19 protein-coding genes are annotated in these 16,423 nt (G+C 43.9%); 4 read left to right on the top strand and 15 right to left on the bottom strand.

Features of this window, described 5'->3' with window-relative positions; genetic code table 11:
• Window positions 1-32 precede the first annotated feature (32 nt).
• Window positions 33-758, top strand: a complete 726-nt coding sequence (gene frlR, locus BTR1S_RS13545) for a transcriptional regulator FrlR (protein WP_029418492.1) — start codon at window positions 33-35, stop codon at window positions 756-758.
• Here the strand turns inward: frlR and BTR1S_RS13540 are convergent.
• From BTR1S_RS13540 to BTR1S_RS13485, 14 genes are all read right to left on the bottom strand, one after another.
• Window positions 755-1,588, bottom strand: a complete 834-nt coding sequence (locus tag BTR1S_RS13540) for a PfkB family carbohydrate kinase (RefSeq protein ID WP_029418491.1) — start codon at window positions 1,586-1,588, stop codon at window positions 755-757. The two genes, frlR and BTR1S_RS13540, sit on opposite strands and share 4 nt — an antisense overlap.
• Before the next feature lie 13 nt (window positions 1,589-1,601).
• Window positions 1,602-2,498: a carbohydrate ABC transporter permease gene (locus BTR1S_RS13535; protein ID WP_006638978.1), complete on the bottom strand. Its 897-nt coding sequence runs from the start codon at window positions 2,496-2,498 to the stop codon at window positions 1,602-1,604.
• A 4-nt stretch (window positions 2,499-2,502) separates the two neighbouring features.
• Window positions 2,503-3,381, bottom strand: a complete 879-nt coding sequence (locus tag BTR1S_RS13530) for a carbohydrate ABC transporter permease (protein WP_029418490.1) — start codon at window positions 3,379-3,381, stop codon at window positions 2,503-2,505.
• 17 nt (window positions 3,382-3,398) lie between these two features.
• Window positions 3,399-4,661 carry an ABC transporter substrate-binding protein gene (locus BTR1S_RS13525; RefSeq protein WP_029418489.1) on the bottom strand — a complete coding sequence of 421 codons (1,263 nt, stop codon included), beginning with the start codon at window positions 4,659-4,661 and terminating at the stop codon, window positions 3,399-3,401.
• 183 nt (window positions 4,662-4,844) lie between these two features.
• Window positions 4,845-5,855, bottom strand: a complete 1,011-nt coding sequence (locus BTR1S_RS13520; RefSeq protein ID WP_034325738.1) for an SIS domain-containing protein — start codon at window positions 5,853-5,855, stop codon at window positions 4,845-4,847.
• 197 nt (window positions 5,856-6,052) lie between these two features.
• Window positions 6,053-7,174 (bottom strand): NAD(P)/FAD-dependent oxidoreductase, encoded by a 1,122-nt coding sequence (locus BTR1S_RS13515; protein ID WP_029418487.1) that lies wholly within the window; start codon window positions 7,172-7,174, stop codon window positions 6,053-6,055.
• Between the two features lie 74 nt (window positions 7,175-7,248).
• Complete coding sequence (locus BTR1S_RS13510) at window positions 7,249-7,971, bottom strand: EamA family transporter (protein ID WP_439951639.1); 723 nt, start codon at window positions 7,969-7,971, stop codon at window positions 7,249-7,251.
• Complete coding sequence (locus BTR1S_RS23320) at window positions 7,946-8,110, bottom strand: hypothetical protein (protein WP_255265717.1); 165 nt, start codon at window positions 8,108-8,110, stop codon at window positions 7,946-7,948. The genes BTR1S_RS13510 and BTR1S_RS23320 overlap by 26 nt, the downstream gene beginning before the upstream one ends.
• A 766-nt stretch (window positions 8,111-8,876) precedes the next feature.
• Window positions 8,877-9,134 carry a PqqD family protein gene (locus BTR1S_RS13505; protein WP_029418486.1) on the bottom strand — a complete coding sequence of 86 codons (258 nt, stop codon included), beginning with the start codon at window positions 9,132-9,134 and terminating at the stop codon, window positions 8,877-8,879.
• A complete protein-coding gene (locus BTR1S_RS13500; protein WP_029418485.1) occupies window positions 9,127-10,809 on the bottom strand; it encodes an asparagine synthase-related protein in 1,683 nt (560 codons plus the stop codon). Before BTR1S_RS13500 ends, BTR1S_RS13505 begins: the two co-directional genes overlap by 8 nt.
• 15 nt (window positions 10,810-10,824) lie before the next feature.
• Window positions 10,825-11,298 carry a lasso peptide biosynthesis B2 protein gene (locus BTR1S_RS13495; RefSeq protein ID WP_006638987.1) on the bottom strand — a complete coding sequence of 158 codons (474 nt, stop codon included), beginning with the start codon at window positions 11,296-11,298 and terminating at the stop codon, window positions 10,825-10,827.
• Window positions 11,299-11,825: 527 nt separating this feature from the next.
• Window positions 11,826-11,963: an AbgT family transporter gene (locus BTR1S_RS23605; RefSeq protein ID WP_157678854.1), complete on the bottom strand. Its 138-nt coding sequence runs from the start codon at window positions 11,961-11,963 to the stop codon at window positions 11,826-11,828.
• Window positions 11,964-11,979: 16 nt separating this feature from the next.
• Window positions 11,980-12,108: an AbgT family transporter gene (locus BTR1S_RS22555; protein ID WP_118310559.1), complete on the bottom strand. Its 129-nt coding sequence runs from the start codon at window positions 12,106-12,108 to the stop codon at window positions 11,980-11,982.
• 195 nt (window positions 12,109-12,303) lie between these two features.
• Entirely contained in the window at window positions 12,304-13,689 is a 1,386-nt protein-coding gene (locus BTR1S_RS13485) for a M20/M25/M40 family metallo-hydrolase (protein ID WP_029418484.1), read from the bottom strand.
• 188 nt (window positions 13,690-13,877) lie between these two features.
• On the opposite strand from BTR1S_RS13485, the gene BTR1S_RS13480 reads away from it, so the two are divergent.
• Window positions 13,878-14,339 (top strand): GNAT family N-acetyltransferase, encoded by a 462-nt coding sequence (locus BTR1S_RS13480; protein ID WP_029418483.1) that lies wholly within the window; start codon window positions 13,878-13,880, stop codon window positions 14,337-14,339.
• A gap of 33 nt (window positions 14,340-14,372) precedes the next feature.
• Here BTR1S_RS13480 and BTR1S_RS13475 read toward each other — a convergent pair whose 3' ends face one another.
• Window positions 14,373-14,900 carry a GNAT family N-acetyltransferase gene (locus BTR1S_RS13475; protein WP_029418482.1) on the bottom strand — a complete coding sequence of 176 codons (528 nt, stop codon included), beginning with the start codon at window positions 14,898-14,900 and terminating at the stop codon, window positions 14,373-14,375.
• A 231-nt stretch (window positions 14,901-15,131) separates the two neighbouring features.
• Here BTR1S_RS13475 and BTR1S_RS13470 point away from each other — a divergent pair, with 231 nt between their 5' ends.
• Together BTR1S_RS13470 and BTR1S_RS13465 are read left to right on the top strand one after the other, a co-directional pair.
• Window positions 15,132-15,722 carry a TetR/AcrR family transcriptional regulator gene (locus tag BTR1S_RS13470; protein ID WP_029418481.1) on the top strand — a complete coding sequence of 197 codons (591 nt, stop codon included), beginning with the start codon at window positions 15,132-15,134 and terminating at the stop codon, window positions 15,720-15,722.
• Window positions 15,719-16,387 carry a YqeB family protein gene (locus BTR1S_RS13465; protein ID WP_006638993.1) on the top strand — a complete coding sequence of 223 codons (669 nt, stop codon included), beginning with the start codon at window positions 15,719-15,721 and terminating at the stop codon, window positions 16,385-16,387. Before BTR1S_RS13470 ends, BTR1S_RS13465 begins: the two co-directional genes overlap by 4 nt.
• The last annotated feature ends 36 nt before the right edge of the window (window positions 16,388-16,423 follow it).

The following is a 16,423-nucleotide window of genomic DNA, read 5'->3' as shown; positions in this document are numbered from 1 at the left end:
TGGTCTTGAACACGTGAAGGAGGACGTCTATTTTGTTAAATAACGATAGTTCCAAGCCTTTGTATCTCCAGCTTAAACAAATCATATCAGACGATATCAAGCGGGGAATTTATTCACCTTCAGAAAAACTGCCCGCTGAAAATGAACTTTGCGAGAAATATCAAGTCAGCCGAATTACCGTCAGAAAGGCGATTTCCGATCTTGTGGAAGAAGGCTATCTGACACGGCAGCAAGGAAAAGGGACGTTTGTAAAAAGCCCGAAAATGAAACGGGAGCTGGTCGCCGTAAACGGCTATTCCGAATACATGATGTCGACAGGAAAAAAACCGAAGCACAAAGTCATTTCCGCCGAAAAAACAGCGGCCCCCCAGCACATTGCCAAGCGGCTTCAGCTGCCGCCTGAAAGCCCTGTGCTTGAACTGAAGCGGATATTGTTCAATGACGAACAGCCGTTCACATTTGAGATTACGCACTATCCGCTCAGACGGTTTCCCGATATCGACCGTTTCATCAGCGATTCCGTGTCTATGCACCAGATTTTAAAGACTGAATATCAAGTAAGCCCCGCCTACAATACAAAGCTGTTAAATGTCGTTTTTGCAAAAGCGGAAGACAGCAAACATTTGGCATGCGATATCGGGGATGCGCTGTTTGAAATTGATAAAGTCGCCTACTGCGCCAAGGACGAACCTATTTACTGCTCATTGTTTTTGATGCATACGAACCGTGTCACATTTACGATCAACAGTTCTCACTAATTGGCACGATCCTTTAGCGAAAAAGGGTGTCCGCAGCCGAAGGCTCCATATATCAGGCATGTATCTGCCGCCGTTTCGGCTGCTGACATGAGAGCCTTTTTCAGATCGCGTTCTTTCATATAAGCCGTCAAAAATCCTGCAATAAAAGAATCGCCGGCTCCGAGCGTGTCAATCGCCCGTACTGGAAAAACGGGCTGTTCGATGATGCTGCCCTCCCGACAAAAAAGAGCGCTCTCCTCCCCTCTCGTCACACATACCATCTCAGCGCCAAAGCGGCTGGCGTCCCCGATCAGCTGCAGGCACTCCTCTTTTGTCAGCCCGCTTCCCGAAAAGAAGGCATACGTCAAATAAGGGCAAACCCGTTTTACATATTCCCGCTCATAGTTTGTGGAAAAGTCGAATGAAACAGCAGCATGCTTGCCGAGTTCTATCAGCGCGTGTTCCATTCGGCTGTATACACTCGTATGCACGATGTCATGACAGGCGATAAAGTCGGCATCCTCTTCTGTCAAGATCAGGCCGAGCTCAGACTGGATACCGCCTTTGTTTGAACGGACAAACACCCTCTCGCCCTGTTCGTTCAGCTTGACGACAGCCATGCCGTTTTGCCCGTAGGCGCGCCGGATTCTGCTGATATCGATTCCTTCCTGCTTCAGAACTTTCAACACATGATCTCCCGCTTCATCACCGCCAACAATGCCGATATACGAAGCTTCAGCTCCCGCCCGTTTCGAAAGAACGGCGACATTTAGCGCATTTCCTCCGGGATAAAACATATCCTGATCCTCGTAATAATCGACGACATTGTCACCAATTGCAAGCAACTTCACATCCATTCCTCCCCTAGCCTTTTACACTCCCGCCGGCAATGCCGCGGACGAAATATTTTTGCATCAATAAAAACAGAATGACGATCGGCGCCGCCGAAATCGTCAGCCCCGCCAGCAGCACGCCCCAATCAGTTGCAAGTGCGTCCCTGAATTGCATCAGGCCGGCCGGAATCGTCTTCAAGCTTTCATCATCAATAAAAATAATCGCAAACATAAATTCGTTCCAAGTATGGTAAGCCGTCAAAATTCCCGATGTAAGCAGGATCGGCACGCTTATCGGCAAGAAAATTCTGAAAAATACACCGAAGCTTGTGCACCCGTCGATATATGCCGCTTCTTCAAGCTCTTTCGGGATTGATAAAAAATACGAACGAATCAAAATGATCGTAAAGGGGATCCGGTAAGCGGCATAAGGCAAAATCAGCGCCCAGTACGTATTGTAAAGCCCAAGCGACTGAATGATCGAATAAAGCGGAACAATGCTGATCTGCGGCGTCAGCATCAGCCCGCCGAGACAAAGAATGAAAACCGCTGTTTTGCCCTTATATTCAAACCTCGCCAATCCATAGGCCGCCCATGCGCTGACAAACACAGTGATCACACATGTCAAAAATGTCACGATGACACTGTTCATAAAATAAGCGGATATCCCCTGATTCCAGGCCGCCGCGTAATTTTCAAAATGCCATTCTTTCGGGAGGGACCAGCTGTGCTCAAAAATCTCGTCAGAGCTTTTCAGCGAGCTCATCACCATCCAAAATAACGGATAACTGACTGCGGCTGTATACAAAAGCAAATACAAGTAAACTGCGGGCACTCCGATATGCCGCTTTGTCCGCCTTCTTCCCGCCTTCACGCTCCTGTCCGGAACAGCCCCGGGAACAAACGGCTCCGTTTTTTCCGGCTGCATGTTTTCAGCCCCCCTTCCCTGTTTTGAACAGCTTCATTTGTATAACAGAAAGGCTGAGCGTGATCAATAAAATGACGGTCGCAATCGCTGAAGCATAGCCCATCATATCTTTCGAAAACGCCGACTTATACAAAAACGTGCTGAGCACCTCAGAGGCGTTTCCAGGGCCTCCGCCCGTCAAAATATACGGTTCGTTAAACACGGTAAAAGCGCCCGTCAGCGTCATCACGACGGCGACAAATGACATCTCCTTCGTTCCCGGCACGGTGATGGCAAAAAAAGTCCTGATCTTTCCCGCGCCGTCCATGCGGGCCGCTTCATAAAGCTCTGACGGGATTTTTTGGATAGCGATGATATAAAGCATCGCAATATAGCCGACAGACTGCCATTGAGAGACAAAAATGACCGAAAGCATCGCCGTTTCCCTTTCTCCGAGCCAGGCTCTCGTCCATTGCTCAAGTCCTGCGGCCCGCAAAAACTGATTCAGCAGACCCGTTTCCGGATTATAGATAAAATCGAATAATAAAGCGATAACCGTCATCGAAATGACGACAGGAAGGAAAAAAACCGTTCGGAAAAAAGGAGAGCTTTTTCTTAAAAGCCGGTCCTCCAGAATGGCGGCGGTGATCAATCCTCCTCCTACTTGAAAGACGATCGAAACGGCGGCATAAAGCGCATTGTTTTTAAGCGATTGATAAAATACCGGATCATGAAACAGCTCAATGTAGTTGTTGAAACCGATAAACGCTTTTTGCGGCTCAAATGTGCTCCATTGAAAAAAACTCAACACGATGTTTTGCAGGATCGGAATATAGACAAATAACAGAAAAAGCAAAGCCGGAAACAAAAAGACATAGGGAAGCCACCGACTCCGATTCACCACAGCGCTTCATCTCCTTTTCACTTGGATTTGGCCGCTTTTTGCACGTCTTTCATAACCTGTTCAGGCGTCATACCCCCCTCAAGCATCTTTTGAACGTTTGTTAAATACGCATCGACGATTTCCGGGTCGGCATCCATGTCAAACCAGGCGACCATTCCTTTTGCCTTATTCAGGCTTTCGACGGCTTCCAGCTGGTTATCATCGGCGTTGCCTTTATTGGCCGTTCCTTTGACAGGACTGAACTTTCCGACGTCCTTCACGAGTTTTTCCCCCATTTGTTTCGACGTCAAAAACTTCAAAAACGCCATCGCTTCTTTCGGATGCTTCGTTTTCGATGAAATCATAAAGCCTTCCGGAGCTCCCGTCAGCATGTCGGAACTCCCTTTTTGCCCGGCGATATCAGGGAAAGGAAACAAGCCGAGATTGACGGCGCCATTGACAAGCTTGATCTCCGAAGTCTCCGCATAGATCATTCCGGCTTTCCCGCTCTTAAACTGCTGCCTGACATATTCGTGATCGACAGAGTTTACATGTTTCGTAAAGTAAGGAGAGAGCTCCTGGAATTTGGCCAATGCCTCTATATATCCTTTATCTGTAAAGCTCGCGTTTTTCGTATGATAGTCTTTCTCTCTTGTTTTTTCATCGACAAGCCGCTGGTTCAGCGTCCCGATATAGTGCGATATCGCCCATGTCGCTTTAGCGCCGAACGCGACCGGGGTATAGCCGTTTTCTTTTAAAACCTTTGACGCGTGTATAAGCTCGTCCCACGTTTTCGGAGGAGAAAGCTTCAGTTTTTTGAAAATGTCTCTGTTATAAAAAAATTCTTTGGAGGCCATCTGCCAAGGAACGCCGTATGTTTTGCCGCCGTCGGAAAACGGCTCGATCTGGGATGTCAAAAGCTGTGAAGACCATGTCTGATCATCCTGATAATAAGAGGTCAAATCAAGCGCCCTGCCCCCTCTGATGATTTTCTTGGCAAATTCATCGCTCCATGAAAAATAAATATCCGGAGGCTGGCTTGTGCCAAGCATGACTTTGATCTTATCTTTATAAGAATCATTCAAAACCGCTTCCGTTTGGATGGAAATGTCGGGATGGCTGTCTTCAAATTCTTTGACAGCTTCTTCAAAGAAGCTTTTTTCAGGCTCTTTCGGCCAGCGGTGAAACAGCTTCAAGGTGATTTTTCCTGAATCGGCCCCCGAACTTTGAAATCCTGAACAGCCGCTTGCAAGCAGCATGCCGATGATCGCGGCAATTAGGAACACATATCTCTTTTTCAAATCAAAATCCTCCTTTAAAAAAGCATCGATATGATTATTGCCATAGCAACCTGTAATAAAGGGTGACGGCACAAATGCGTCATCATCATCCGGGCCGTCACGCCGTTTCTTTTTCTGATAAGCGGAGAAGACTTAGGATGTTAGAGGTCGTGGAAGTGGTACATGATGTTATATAATGTTATATCAATATTCGACTTTCCACATATACCGTCTTGTCGTCAGCGGATGATTGCGCGCTTCCGCCAGGCGATCGGCATACATGCGCAATACACGGTTCAGCACCAGAGGGGCGAGGTATCCTTTGACAGCTTCGCTGATTCCGGCAAAATCGTAATCCTTGGCATCGAGCACCGTCAGCTTTTTGCCGTATCGTTTTGAGAAAGCGAGGGCGCGTTCTTCAAGAGGTCTTGTTTCATCCAGACCTAGCAGGATGATAAAAGGCACCGACTCATCAATGATTTCAAACGGGCCGTGGAAATATTCGCCGGCATGAATGGCCTGGGAGTGAATCCATTGCATTTCCATGAGGATACAGATGCTGTAGGAATAGGCGGCGCCATAATTCGCACCGCTTGCCATCGTATAAATGACCTCTTCTTTTTGGTGGTTTTTTGCAAATTGATGCGCGTTTTCAGCTTCTTTTTGCAAAGCATGGTCATAAACAGCCTGGAGTTTATCCAAGCCATCGATCGCCTGCTCAAATTTCGGGTGATTTTCCAATACTTGCAGCGTGCCGAAGACGATTTGGTATAAGACGCCGTAATTTGTATTGATCGCGGGCGCTTCATCTCCCCAATCATATTGAACGGCGTATTGCGCCGCCTTTGCCAAAGGAGATTCCGGCTTAAACGTCATGGCGATCGTCAACGCCCCTTTGCTTCTTGCAAAACTTGCGGCTTTCACGGTTTCCGGCGTGTTTCCTGAGTGGGAGCACAAAATAACGAGCGATTTCCCGCCAAGCTGTACAGGATTGCGCTGAATAAACTCGTTTGAGCTGTAAAGGTCTGAACTGATTGCTTTTGATTCTCTGTCAAACACGTATTTGCTCGGATACATAATCGCGGAAGATCCTCCGCATGCCACAAAAAATACGTGATCAATCTCTTTTCCTTTCAAATCCTGCAAAAAAGCCTGAACTCCCGGGTTTACTTTTGCTGTAGCCTGACTGCTCAATTCCTTCACTCCTATTCTCATATTATATAACGTTATATAACATTATATATTGTTATGGTAATAGGGAACACAGAGAGCTGTCAATATAATTTTCTGAACTTTTAAAAAATAAATGCCTTTTTCATTTGCACGATGGTGATCGCCGAGTATTTACCGCTTTTCTTTTCCAACAAAAGAAAAAACGTTCACTCATCTTGGGATGAGCAAACGTTTTTTTATCAAATGGCCAGCGCGCCGGCCGGATCATACAGGCTGACGTCAATGTCGCCCTGTTTGCCGAGAGCGAGCTTTGCCAGCTCTGATCCGAGATAGGGCCCCGATGTCAGCCCTGAAGCACCGAGCCCATTAGCGACCAGCAAGCCTTTTATACCTGGCAGCGGACCGATCACGGGAAGAAATCCCGGTGTAAACGGTCTGAAGCCTACCCGCGCTTCAAGCATCGTTCCATTTTCAAGACCGGGGGCGATGGACAGCGCTTTTGCAAAAATTTCATGAAGCCCGCCGGCGGTTACCCGGCAGTCATCAAGACAGGCCTCATTTTCATGGGTCGCTCCGGCGACGACCCTTCCGTCTTCAAATGAGAGGATATACTGGTCATTCGGCGGCATCACGACCGGCCAGCCGCCGGTATCAAAGCCGTGCAGCCGGAGATGGACGATTTGCGCCTTTTGATAGGTTACTAAGAAATTGATTCCCAATGGCGCGAGCAGTTCATTTGCCCAAGCGCCGGCGGTGACGAGCACCTGATCAGCGGGAATTTCTCTTTCTCCCGCTTTGATTCCGCCCACACGACCGTTTTCAAACAGCAATTCGGCATTCCCTTCGATCACGGCAGCTCCGTGTTTTTTGGCGGCGCTCACAAGCGAACGGCGCAGCGCCTTTCCATTTACCCGCGCTCCCCCGCTGATATGAACCGCGCCATACCCTTCTGCCAAAGGCGGAAATAACCGCTTTGCTTCTTCCGGCGTTAAGCAGGCTATGTCGCCGATTTCCGGAGCATCGTTGCGTCTCTTATACGCCCGTTCTTCCATCTGCCCCAATTTCCGCTCGTCTGTATGAAGGCTGATGGCGCCCGTTCGTTTGTATCCCGTATCCGTTTCGCCATCGGCTTCCAATTGCTTGATTAAGTCAGTATAGTAACTCGCCCCGCCCTTTGCCAGCTTGTACCACGCCTGATTCCGGCGCTGCGACAGCCATGGACAGACGATTCCCGCCGCGGCATCAGTAGCCCGGCCCTGATCCCGGCGGTCAATCAATGTCACATCGGCGCCTTCCTTTGCGAGGTGATAGGCGGCTGACGACCCGAGTATGCCAGCGCCGACAACGATCAATTTCTTCATCTTTCAAACACCTTTTTCATTTCTGATTATTTTACAAATATACCGGATAAGTGCTGCTGAATACAACCCGGGCATTAACCGGCGGCCACCGAAATCACCCCCAGCACCATTAAAAACGCGGCGATGACACGCACTCTTCCAAAACCTTCAGAAAGAAGAACAGAACCCATAATCGTTCCGATTAAAATACTGATCTCGCGAATCGGGGCGACATGACTGACAGGAGCGAAAACCATAACGCCCAGGGCTAAAATATATGCCAGGGAATTAAAAATTCCCACCCCGGCCGCCTCCAGCCGATGATTGTTCCATTCGGCCCTGACGTCATTCCAATTCTTCACCGCAAAAGGCGTCAAGATGATCAGCCGGCCGATCGTATTGCAATAATCCAACAGCAGCGGCGGAATGAGAAAATGGCTGACCGCCGCTTTGTCAAGGATCGTATAGGCTGCGATGATTGCCCCGACGGCCAATCCGTAAAGGATCGGAATGAGCGCCCCCTCCTCCTTTAACTTTTTCATTCCTCCCGTAAAAAAGAGAATGCTCGCCATAATCAGCAGGATGCCTATAAATGTGAACAGCGTCAGTTTCTCATGAAAGATGATGACCGCCAGTATGCCCGTCAGCAGCGGGCTCGTGCCCCTTGCAATCGGATAGACAAGAGAAAGGTCGCCGATTTTATACCCCTTTTGAAGGACGAGAAAACAACCCAAATGAACGAGGATGCTCGCAATGATCAGAATGATTTCCCAGAGTCCTATATCCGGTTTTTCATATAATATAACCCCTATGGCCAAAGGACAGTAAAAAAACGGCTGCGATCGCAGTAAAAAGCCAAATAAATGCAATGCCGCCACCGGCTTTTTTAGAAAGATAGTTCCATGAAGCATGGATGAATGCCGATAATAGCAAAACACAAAACGCCGCAGTGTTCATCAAACACTCCCCCCAAATAACCTATTGGACACCGGCGCAAACTTTTTCATTTATTGTATCATTTTTCCGGTATATTCGGCAGGGCAAAAAAGCCGGACCTGTCATAGATCTGGCTTTTTCGAACGACAAACTGATATGCACCGGCCTCTCGAATCCGCCGAAATGTTAAACAGAGCGTATGACCGGCGGCAGAATACTTGAAGATTAAAGCGATATGCGTTCTTTATCATATTCGTCAAAATCCCGGCAGCACCGCGGCAAACAGATGATGAAGCGTGATCATTATTTGTTACAGAATCGGTATTTGATTGTAGATACATATTAACAATATTTCTATAAAAACGTCGCGGCTTTAAAGAATAGAATTTAGTTTTTTAGAAGAATCGTATGTGAAGACAGTTCCTTAAAAGAACATGACTTACATCTATAGAAAAGCCAGAAGTATAATCATTAAATCATCATTAAAAAACGGTTGAAAGATAGACTGGATGATTATGGGTGCAAATGAAGAATTCGAGGTATACCATTTTTAATCATCAATGTGTCACTAAAGTGTTTTACGGTTTTCATATTATAATTATTGAGATTTTTGAACTTGTATCTTCATCAAGCGGAAATAAATCATCATCATGAAAAAGGGGTTAAGAGCGATCGTCAAACGCTGATGTTCCTATACCGCGAGAGTTTTAGCACCGTGCTCGCCAACCCTGATATGAGAATGTTGAGCTAATCAGTTTAGAAAAAACTAATCGTTATACTGGATTCATTATATTTTTTCAATTAAATCTGCTTTAATCAAATTTTCCCTGAAATTATAAAAAGAGGCTTTCAGTGTATTAATTGAAGCATCTATCCGTTCCACTAAAAATTGCAGGGCGTCTTCTTCATTTTTTGTGCTAATTATGGCCTGCCAAAATAATTGGCCAGTTTCATTAAATGACAAGTACTCTCCAGTACCGGTATTCAATAGTATAATGTCGCCATATAGTGTAGATACCTTGACTTGTCTGCTTGGCTTATACATGCTGCTCCTCCTTCGTTAATTTTTTAACATCTATTCTATGTAAACTTCGAAGCCATATTTCAACCATACAACATGAAATAAGACTCGTTGCCAATTTAGCAGCCATTTTTTTGTTTTCTAAAGCTTTCCTCAGCTTATCCGGGTCAATAATTTTATATTGCGTTAAAAAGGAATCTTCCAATAGCAACTTTACTTGGCCAATATTCTGTATTACGTATTGCTCATCCAAGGCTCCCATATTATAGTTATAATTCTTAGAAACTATCTTAGACGGCAATCGCCCCATATTCATTAGACGAAGTATAGGTTTATCCACCCAAATTCCACCAGTTGGTATGTTTCTATATGCATATGGAATTCGCAGTGCGAACTCAATCAATTCTCTGCTGGCCAAAGGGTACATCATGTGGATATTTTTTTCAAAAAGGTTGCTTTGCAAAGAAGATTCTGTTTCATGATTGAGAATCTCTAAAAAAGCCTCTTTCATATTTTTGGGGAATCTCAATAATTCTGATTTTGATCTTGCTAACTCTATGGATTTATTCGTCAAAATATCCTTATACAAAAACATTTTGGGGGATATTTCTTCCCATTCCTTTTCTAATGCGGGACTCGACCTATCTGTTCCTATACTCTCAAACCAATATTTAAATCTTTCTCGAATTGGTATTGTTCTTAAATGATTATTCATTGAAATGTCAGGTAATGGTCCAAATATATGATCACCAAAATGACCATTAGTAACAGTATCTATATTATATTCTTTAATCTTTTGAGCTGTAAGTTCAAACAATTTATAAAAGCTATGCCCATACGGGGTAAAAAACTTCCAATTTTGGTCGATATAATTTTTATGTTTTAATACGGTTGAAACTTCTATTTCCTTTAAAGGAACGTCAAGATATTCTGTAATTAAACGTGCATCACTTGTTTCATCTCCCGCATCTATACCTTTAAATGACCAATGAAAGGCAATAACCGGTACACCGATATGTTTCAGCCGGCTCAGTACAGACGCTGAATCTATCCCCCCGCTTAACTGGACAGCAACAGTATCGTTAGAAGTAAATCGCCGCTTAAAAGTTTTATCCACTAATTCATTTGCTTCCTCGACATAACCCCAAATACTACGATATTGATTGCCTTTTTTCACTTCTAATTTTTCGATTTGTTCGATTTTAATATCCCCATTCATATAAGTTAAGCTATAACCCGGGGGAAGTCGATATACATCTTGAAAGAAGCTCTCATTATTCGGAGGATTGTTATTAAAGCAGGCCACCAATAATAACTCTGTTTGAATATGATCCAGGATATTGTTATTCAGCAAATCAACAGGATTCATAGACCATTTTAATTTTCCATTATCAAATCGATAGTATAATGACGTTTTGCAAAGCAAACTGCGGTACAAATAACCTCGGCCACGATATTGATCATAAAGCGCTAATAAAAACGCACCATCGACATCGCACAAGGAATCCATTCCCCTTTTGGAAAATAGATCAATAAGATCTTGAGCTGCTTCGCTTTCCCGTTCTTTTAAAAGCCCTTGAAACCACTCGTTATTTACTTTGCCATCATTTTCCCAAATAAAGCCGTTCAGCATTAAATTTTTTTTCATGACTGGAAAATCCGGTGTGAATTCTCCTCGCATTTTTGTATCATATCTCATTTCATCACCCTTTTCTTAAGGAGCACGATGGATTTCCATACACAATTGTTGGTAAGCTATTTTATCATTTACCGGGACATTATCTAATTCAACCCATGCATGGAATTCATAATCAATGACAGACATAATCGTTCTACGCCGTCCGATTACCACCTGAGCCGGTAAGCCAACAAACCGGAGCGCTGCACAAATTACAGCAGCCCTTTCTAAACATATCGCCTGTTTATGCTTAACGTTCACCCATTTTTGTACGAATGAATTTACTTTTCTCGCAAAAAGATACTTCTCAGTTTTGTCGGAAAAATTATAATTTTTTGTTGGCTGGATCTTTTTTAAACGCTTTAAACACTCATTTCCCCCTTTGTTTTTAAATATAGACATAAACTTTATGACAAGAAAAATCATGCGTGCTTTTGTTACGATACCGATTCGCGGAACAGGATAATGGATTTTATCGTCACCAGTTATAAGGAATTGATAGTATTTCATAGCTTCTTCCCTTTCTTTTGATTACACAAATAAATAGACCCAATCCTTCGGGTCTATTTATTTATATAAAGTTAAAATCCCCGTCCTCCATGCATTCCATCCGGAACTCTACCAGCCATGCCGCCTGTTAATTCTTCCAGATTTCCCTCTTTGATGAGTTTAGGTTCTTCAAAAACCAATTTTTCTTTCATTTCGATTACCCTCCCCTCTATTGTATAATTGACTAACTATACTGTGAGTATAAATAATCCAGAAAATATTTTCAACACAAAATAGAAAAGATGGTAATTAAATACTGATAATACAAAAATAATTAATCTCTAATCTTTTATTTTAAGCGAATTTTTTGTCCGTCGAATAGAACGAACGTTGAATGAGAAGACGGAAAAATGCCGATACACGCCATAATATTACATATTTTTCTACTATTTCCTCTTAAGAAGTGCGGCGTATTGACGAAAGGATTATGATGGGAGACGGATATGTTCGCAAGCATTGCATCATCTTGATAGCTGCCAAGTCTCTGCTCAATAATTCGCTCTGTAACGAATACGCCGACAATCTGACAGATGAAATATCATGGCAGCCAGCGGCGAAACGATAATATATGCCGAATCTGATGCGATATTTCCCATAATGGCGATCAAAAAAATCGCATAGTTCATAAGAATTTGGGCGTCTTTAACAGTTTTTTTGAATGGCTGCTTCAAACAGGCCCGCCTTCTCGGCCAAACCGATGCCAAGAGTCAGAGCGAGCACAATGCCCAGCGGTTTGAACCTGATAACATTATCGGGCATCGAGGTCAGCATATATTGCCTTTTGCTGAAAGCAGACTTTTGACCGCTAGCTCTTTATCCGATCCCAGCTGTTAGGAGGCTGCATATCCAGGAAGCGATGATGACAAAAACAGATAAATAGACAAAATCAATACTGGGTGCGGAAGATCCTTTCCAATATGGAAACATATTTAGGGCGCATAGATGATGTACCGGGTTGATGCTGATTCATCTGCCGGCCTCGCGTTCCGTGGTCTGATGTTTGGCGTACGCTCCAAGCGCATGAATGACATGGCATGTACATGTGATTCCATTTAAAAAATAATCGATTTCTATATTTTCATTTGGAGAATGATTGCGCTGATCAAAATTTGCATAAGGAACGATCATGGACGGGGCGTCCAGTATTTTTGTCCAGACATAGTCGGGCAAAGATCCGCCGAGGCTCGGCTGTATCAGGGGCTCTCTCTGGAAAGCGCGCTGGACGGCGCCGGCAACAATGTTCACCACCTCAAGGTCTGCAGATGTTCTGGATGGTTTCATAGACCCTAAGTACTTGACGTCAATGTCTGGTGCATGCCGTTCGACATGCCGGCAAACCTTTTCGTAAATATCGATCGGGTCCTGGTCCGCGATCAGCCGGATATCCATTTTGACAGAGGCTGCCGATGGAATAATCGTCTTAACCCCTTCGCCCGTATAGCCTCCTTCAATACCGCATATATTGAAGGTCGGCTCCATTGTCAGTTTGCGGTAATACGTGTTTCCATCCATATCCAAACGGCTGTAGCCGATTTTCTCGCCGATTTGCCCGCCATCAAAAGGCAGGGAAGCAAGCAGTTCCTCTTCCCTTGCAGTGGCCGGACGGATATGATCGTAAAACCCTTTGATCAATACTCTTCCATCTCGGCCGCGCATTGTCTGCAATAAGTCGATCAGCTGCCAGACGGGATTTGGCAGGATGTTCCCCGTATTTCCCGAATGGTTGTCCCAATCGGCTCCCTTAGCTTTCAGCTCAAGGGCCAAGACCCCCCTGACCCCCAGCAGAATCAGGGGCGCTCCGCTGTTGTGGGAAGAGCCGTCAGATGTATAAACGAGATCGGCTTTTAGCAGTTCCTTATGTTCTTCGACAAAAGCCGGGAGATTGACGCTTCCTTTTTCCTCTTCGCCTTCCAATACAAACTTGACATTGATCGGCAATTCTCCGAAAGCATCCCTATATGTTTGAAAAGCAAGAAGCTGGACCATCAGCTGTCCTTTATTGTCTCCCGCTCCTCTGCCGTATATCCTGCCGTCCCGAATGGAAGGCTCAAATGGAGGCGTGACCCACTCCTCGACGGGTTCCGGCGGCTGAACGTCATAATGTCCGTAAATGAGCATTGTATATGCCTGCTCATGTTTTATATATTCGCCGTACACAACAGGATGTCCCTTCGTTTCAATCAGGCGGGACGAAATGCCCGCTTCCTCCATCATGTTTTTCAGCAGTTTTGCACACTCTGTGATTCCTATATTTTGAGTGCTGATGCTTTTTTGACGCAGGAGAATAAAAAGCTGCTGTAAATAGTCATCTTTTCTGTTATGTATCATATCCAACGCTTTCTCAAGACTCATGCTGTTTATTTCTCCCCCTATCCAAATTCATAAAACATGTAATATTTAGACTAATCAAAATAAATGATTTCTCCATGTTACTATGAATACGCCTAAATGACAAATGTGCACTGAATACAGTTTTCCAAAATCCAGCTAATCAGTTATTATTGTGGTCAAAATACGTTCAGAGGGGAGGCCTTATCAAAATGCAGATTCAACTGTTGCATGAGAATGAAACATATATTGAAGCTGTTGCATATATGGTCTATCAGGAGTTTGCAGCACACGATCGTAAAATGACTTACGATGATGCCGTTGCGTTTTTTTCAAATACCCATTTAACCACGTTTCCGATCACGCTTATCGCTATCATTGACGGCGAATGTGCAGGAACTGTTTCGGCGTTTGAAAATGATTTGAAGGAACGGCCGCAATACAAGCCTTGGCTGGCATCTCTTTATGTTGAACCACAGTACCGCAATCGAAAAATCGGACTCCGTTTAATGGAAGCTCTGCTGTCTCATGTAAAAGCTCTGGGCCATACCAGCATATATTTAAAAACTGAAAATGCTTCTGATTATTACAAACAAAGAGGATGGACATTCATCGAGTCTGTCTCAGACCAAAAAAATAATCATGTGGATATTTTTCAATACCAGCTTGTATAACAAGACTTCAAGAAGCAAGCAGCCATCCTGCGCTTATTGTGCGGGAGGCTGTTTTAATTCATAGGAAGGATGGTGAAGTCCTGTGGGCGGATAATATTCGTCGTGGGTGTATTGAAAGCCCAGTCTTTCCAAGAGCTTTCGCGAGGCAGAATTTTGAGGATGATGTCCTGCGAACAGCTTATTTGCTTTGATATCTTTACATGCATAGTCAATCATCGCCATGGCTGCTTCACTTGCATAGCCTTTTCCCCACATTGAACGCACGAGATGACATCCGAATTCGTACACTCCGTTTTCCAAATCATAAGGACGGAGGCCGCAACATCCGATGAACACATTCTGTTTTGCTTCAAATATGGGGCAGTATTGAACGCCATGATTTTGATATTGTGCGATTTCTTTCAATAAACGGTCTTTCACCTCTTTTTCAGTCCATTTTCCATCCGCAGATATGTATCTTGTCACATCTGCATCTCCCCATAACGCTTTTGCCAAATGTAAATCCGCTTTTGCCCATAAAGAAAAACCAAGGCGTTCTGTCTGAAGAAAATAGGTGCTCATTTATACATCAATCCTTATGCTTTATCAACCACATTGTATCATAACATCTTCCAGCAGTCCCGCCGATATTTTTCCCAACAACAATCTTTTTTCAGCGGCTCCACAAACTTTAAAAGAACCAAAACTTAGCGTGCCTGCCCTTTTCCGTGTGCCAGGTTCACCTCAATCTTCTTGATTTTTTACCTACCGGTAAGTAAAATGAAGATATAAATTATACAAGGAATGATGTTGATGAAAAAGGAAAGCAAAACACAAGAGGCAATTGTAGAAGCTGCATTTGCACTTATCGGCAGACATGGTTTAAAAAATACGAGCTTATCAATGATTGCCTCGGAAGTAGGCATTTCAAAGCCTGCTATATACTATTATTTCTCATCTAAAGAAGAGCTGGTCGATTACCTTTTTCATTTAGTATTTGATGGCCATCATTTCTCTGCTTATTTTTCAATCGAAGAGTACACGAAGAAAAATTTTAAAAAACGGTTAATTGCAGACGGCATCCGCTATTTTGAAGAGTATAAACATAACTCTCCTGCTTTGAAAGTGGTTCACGAATTTGTTTTAAACGCAGCACACAGCCCAAGATATGAGAAAAAGCTTAAAGCGATGGTGGAACATTTCTTAGAAGGTTTTGACTCGTTGCTTTCTTACGGTGTTGAACTTGGTGTGGTCTCTTCTGAAAATACCAGTGTGAATGCACATACGCTTGCGCTTATCATTGATAATTTGGGCAACTTTATGATCTTGGGAATTGAAATAGATTATAAAAAAATTTGGGAAACAGCAGTCAGCAACGCAATGAAAGGCAGTGAAACATATTGAATGAAACGATGATTGGAATAACAAAGCTGGAGAAAGCATTATATTTGATGATTCCGCCGGTTTTAGGAGCTGTTCTGGGATGGTTTTTGCCTGTTATTGCAGATTGGATGCTGATGATTCCGATCGTTCCGTTTAAAGGGCCTTTGGAATTTGTCGCATCATTCAACAGCTACTGGGTATCGATTATCGCTGCCATCATCGGCATCATAGCCGGCCTGTTCTTTTCTCAATATATTTTTAATGAAATCCTAAAAGTATTGATTTCTGATCAAAACGTAAGGCTGTTAATGAAAGAAAAAGAAGAAATGATCGAGAAAAAAGAGATTTCTACGGTTTATCTTGAGAATAAAGATCTTGTTATTCTTGGTGTTAATGGGAATGAATTGTACCGTGAACAGATTGAAGCTAAGAAGCCGCTTGTTGAAAAAGCTTTTAAACATCACGGTTACCAATGGGCGGAAGAAGATCCGTTCAAGAATAAGTACCAGCGCTGGGTTGCGGATCATCCTCATTTCCCCTCCCATATCAATGCTCTTCTTTCAGCAAGAGAACGGGCATTGCAGGAAAATCAACAGGAAGAGGCAAAAATCCTCCGCAAAGACCTGTCAAAGCTTGGAGTGGTCATTCAAGATGATGATAAGCGGCAATATGTAAGGATGGTATAAGTGCATGAATAAACACAATGGGCGCCTTTTATTACA

The organism is Bacillus sonorensis NBRC 101234 = KCTC 13918 (assembly GCF_001592005.1).
GTDB lineage: Bacteria > Bacillota > Bacilli > Bacillales > Bacillaceae > Bacillus > Bacillus sonorensis.
Note: the sequence above shows the minus strand (reverse complement) of the source record. Positions and strands in the feature narration are given on the sequence as shown.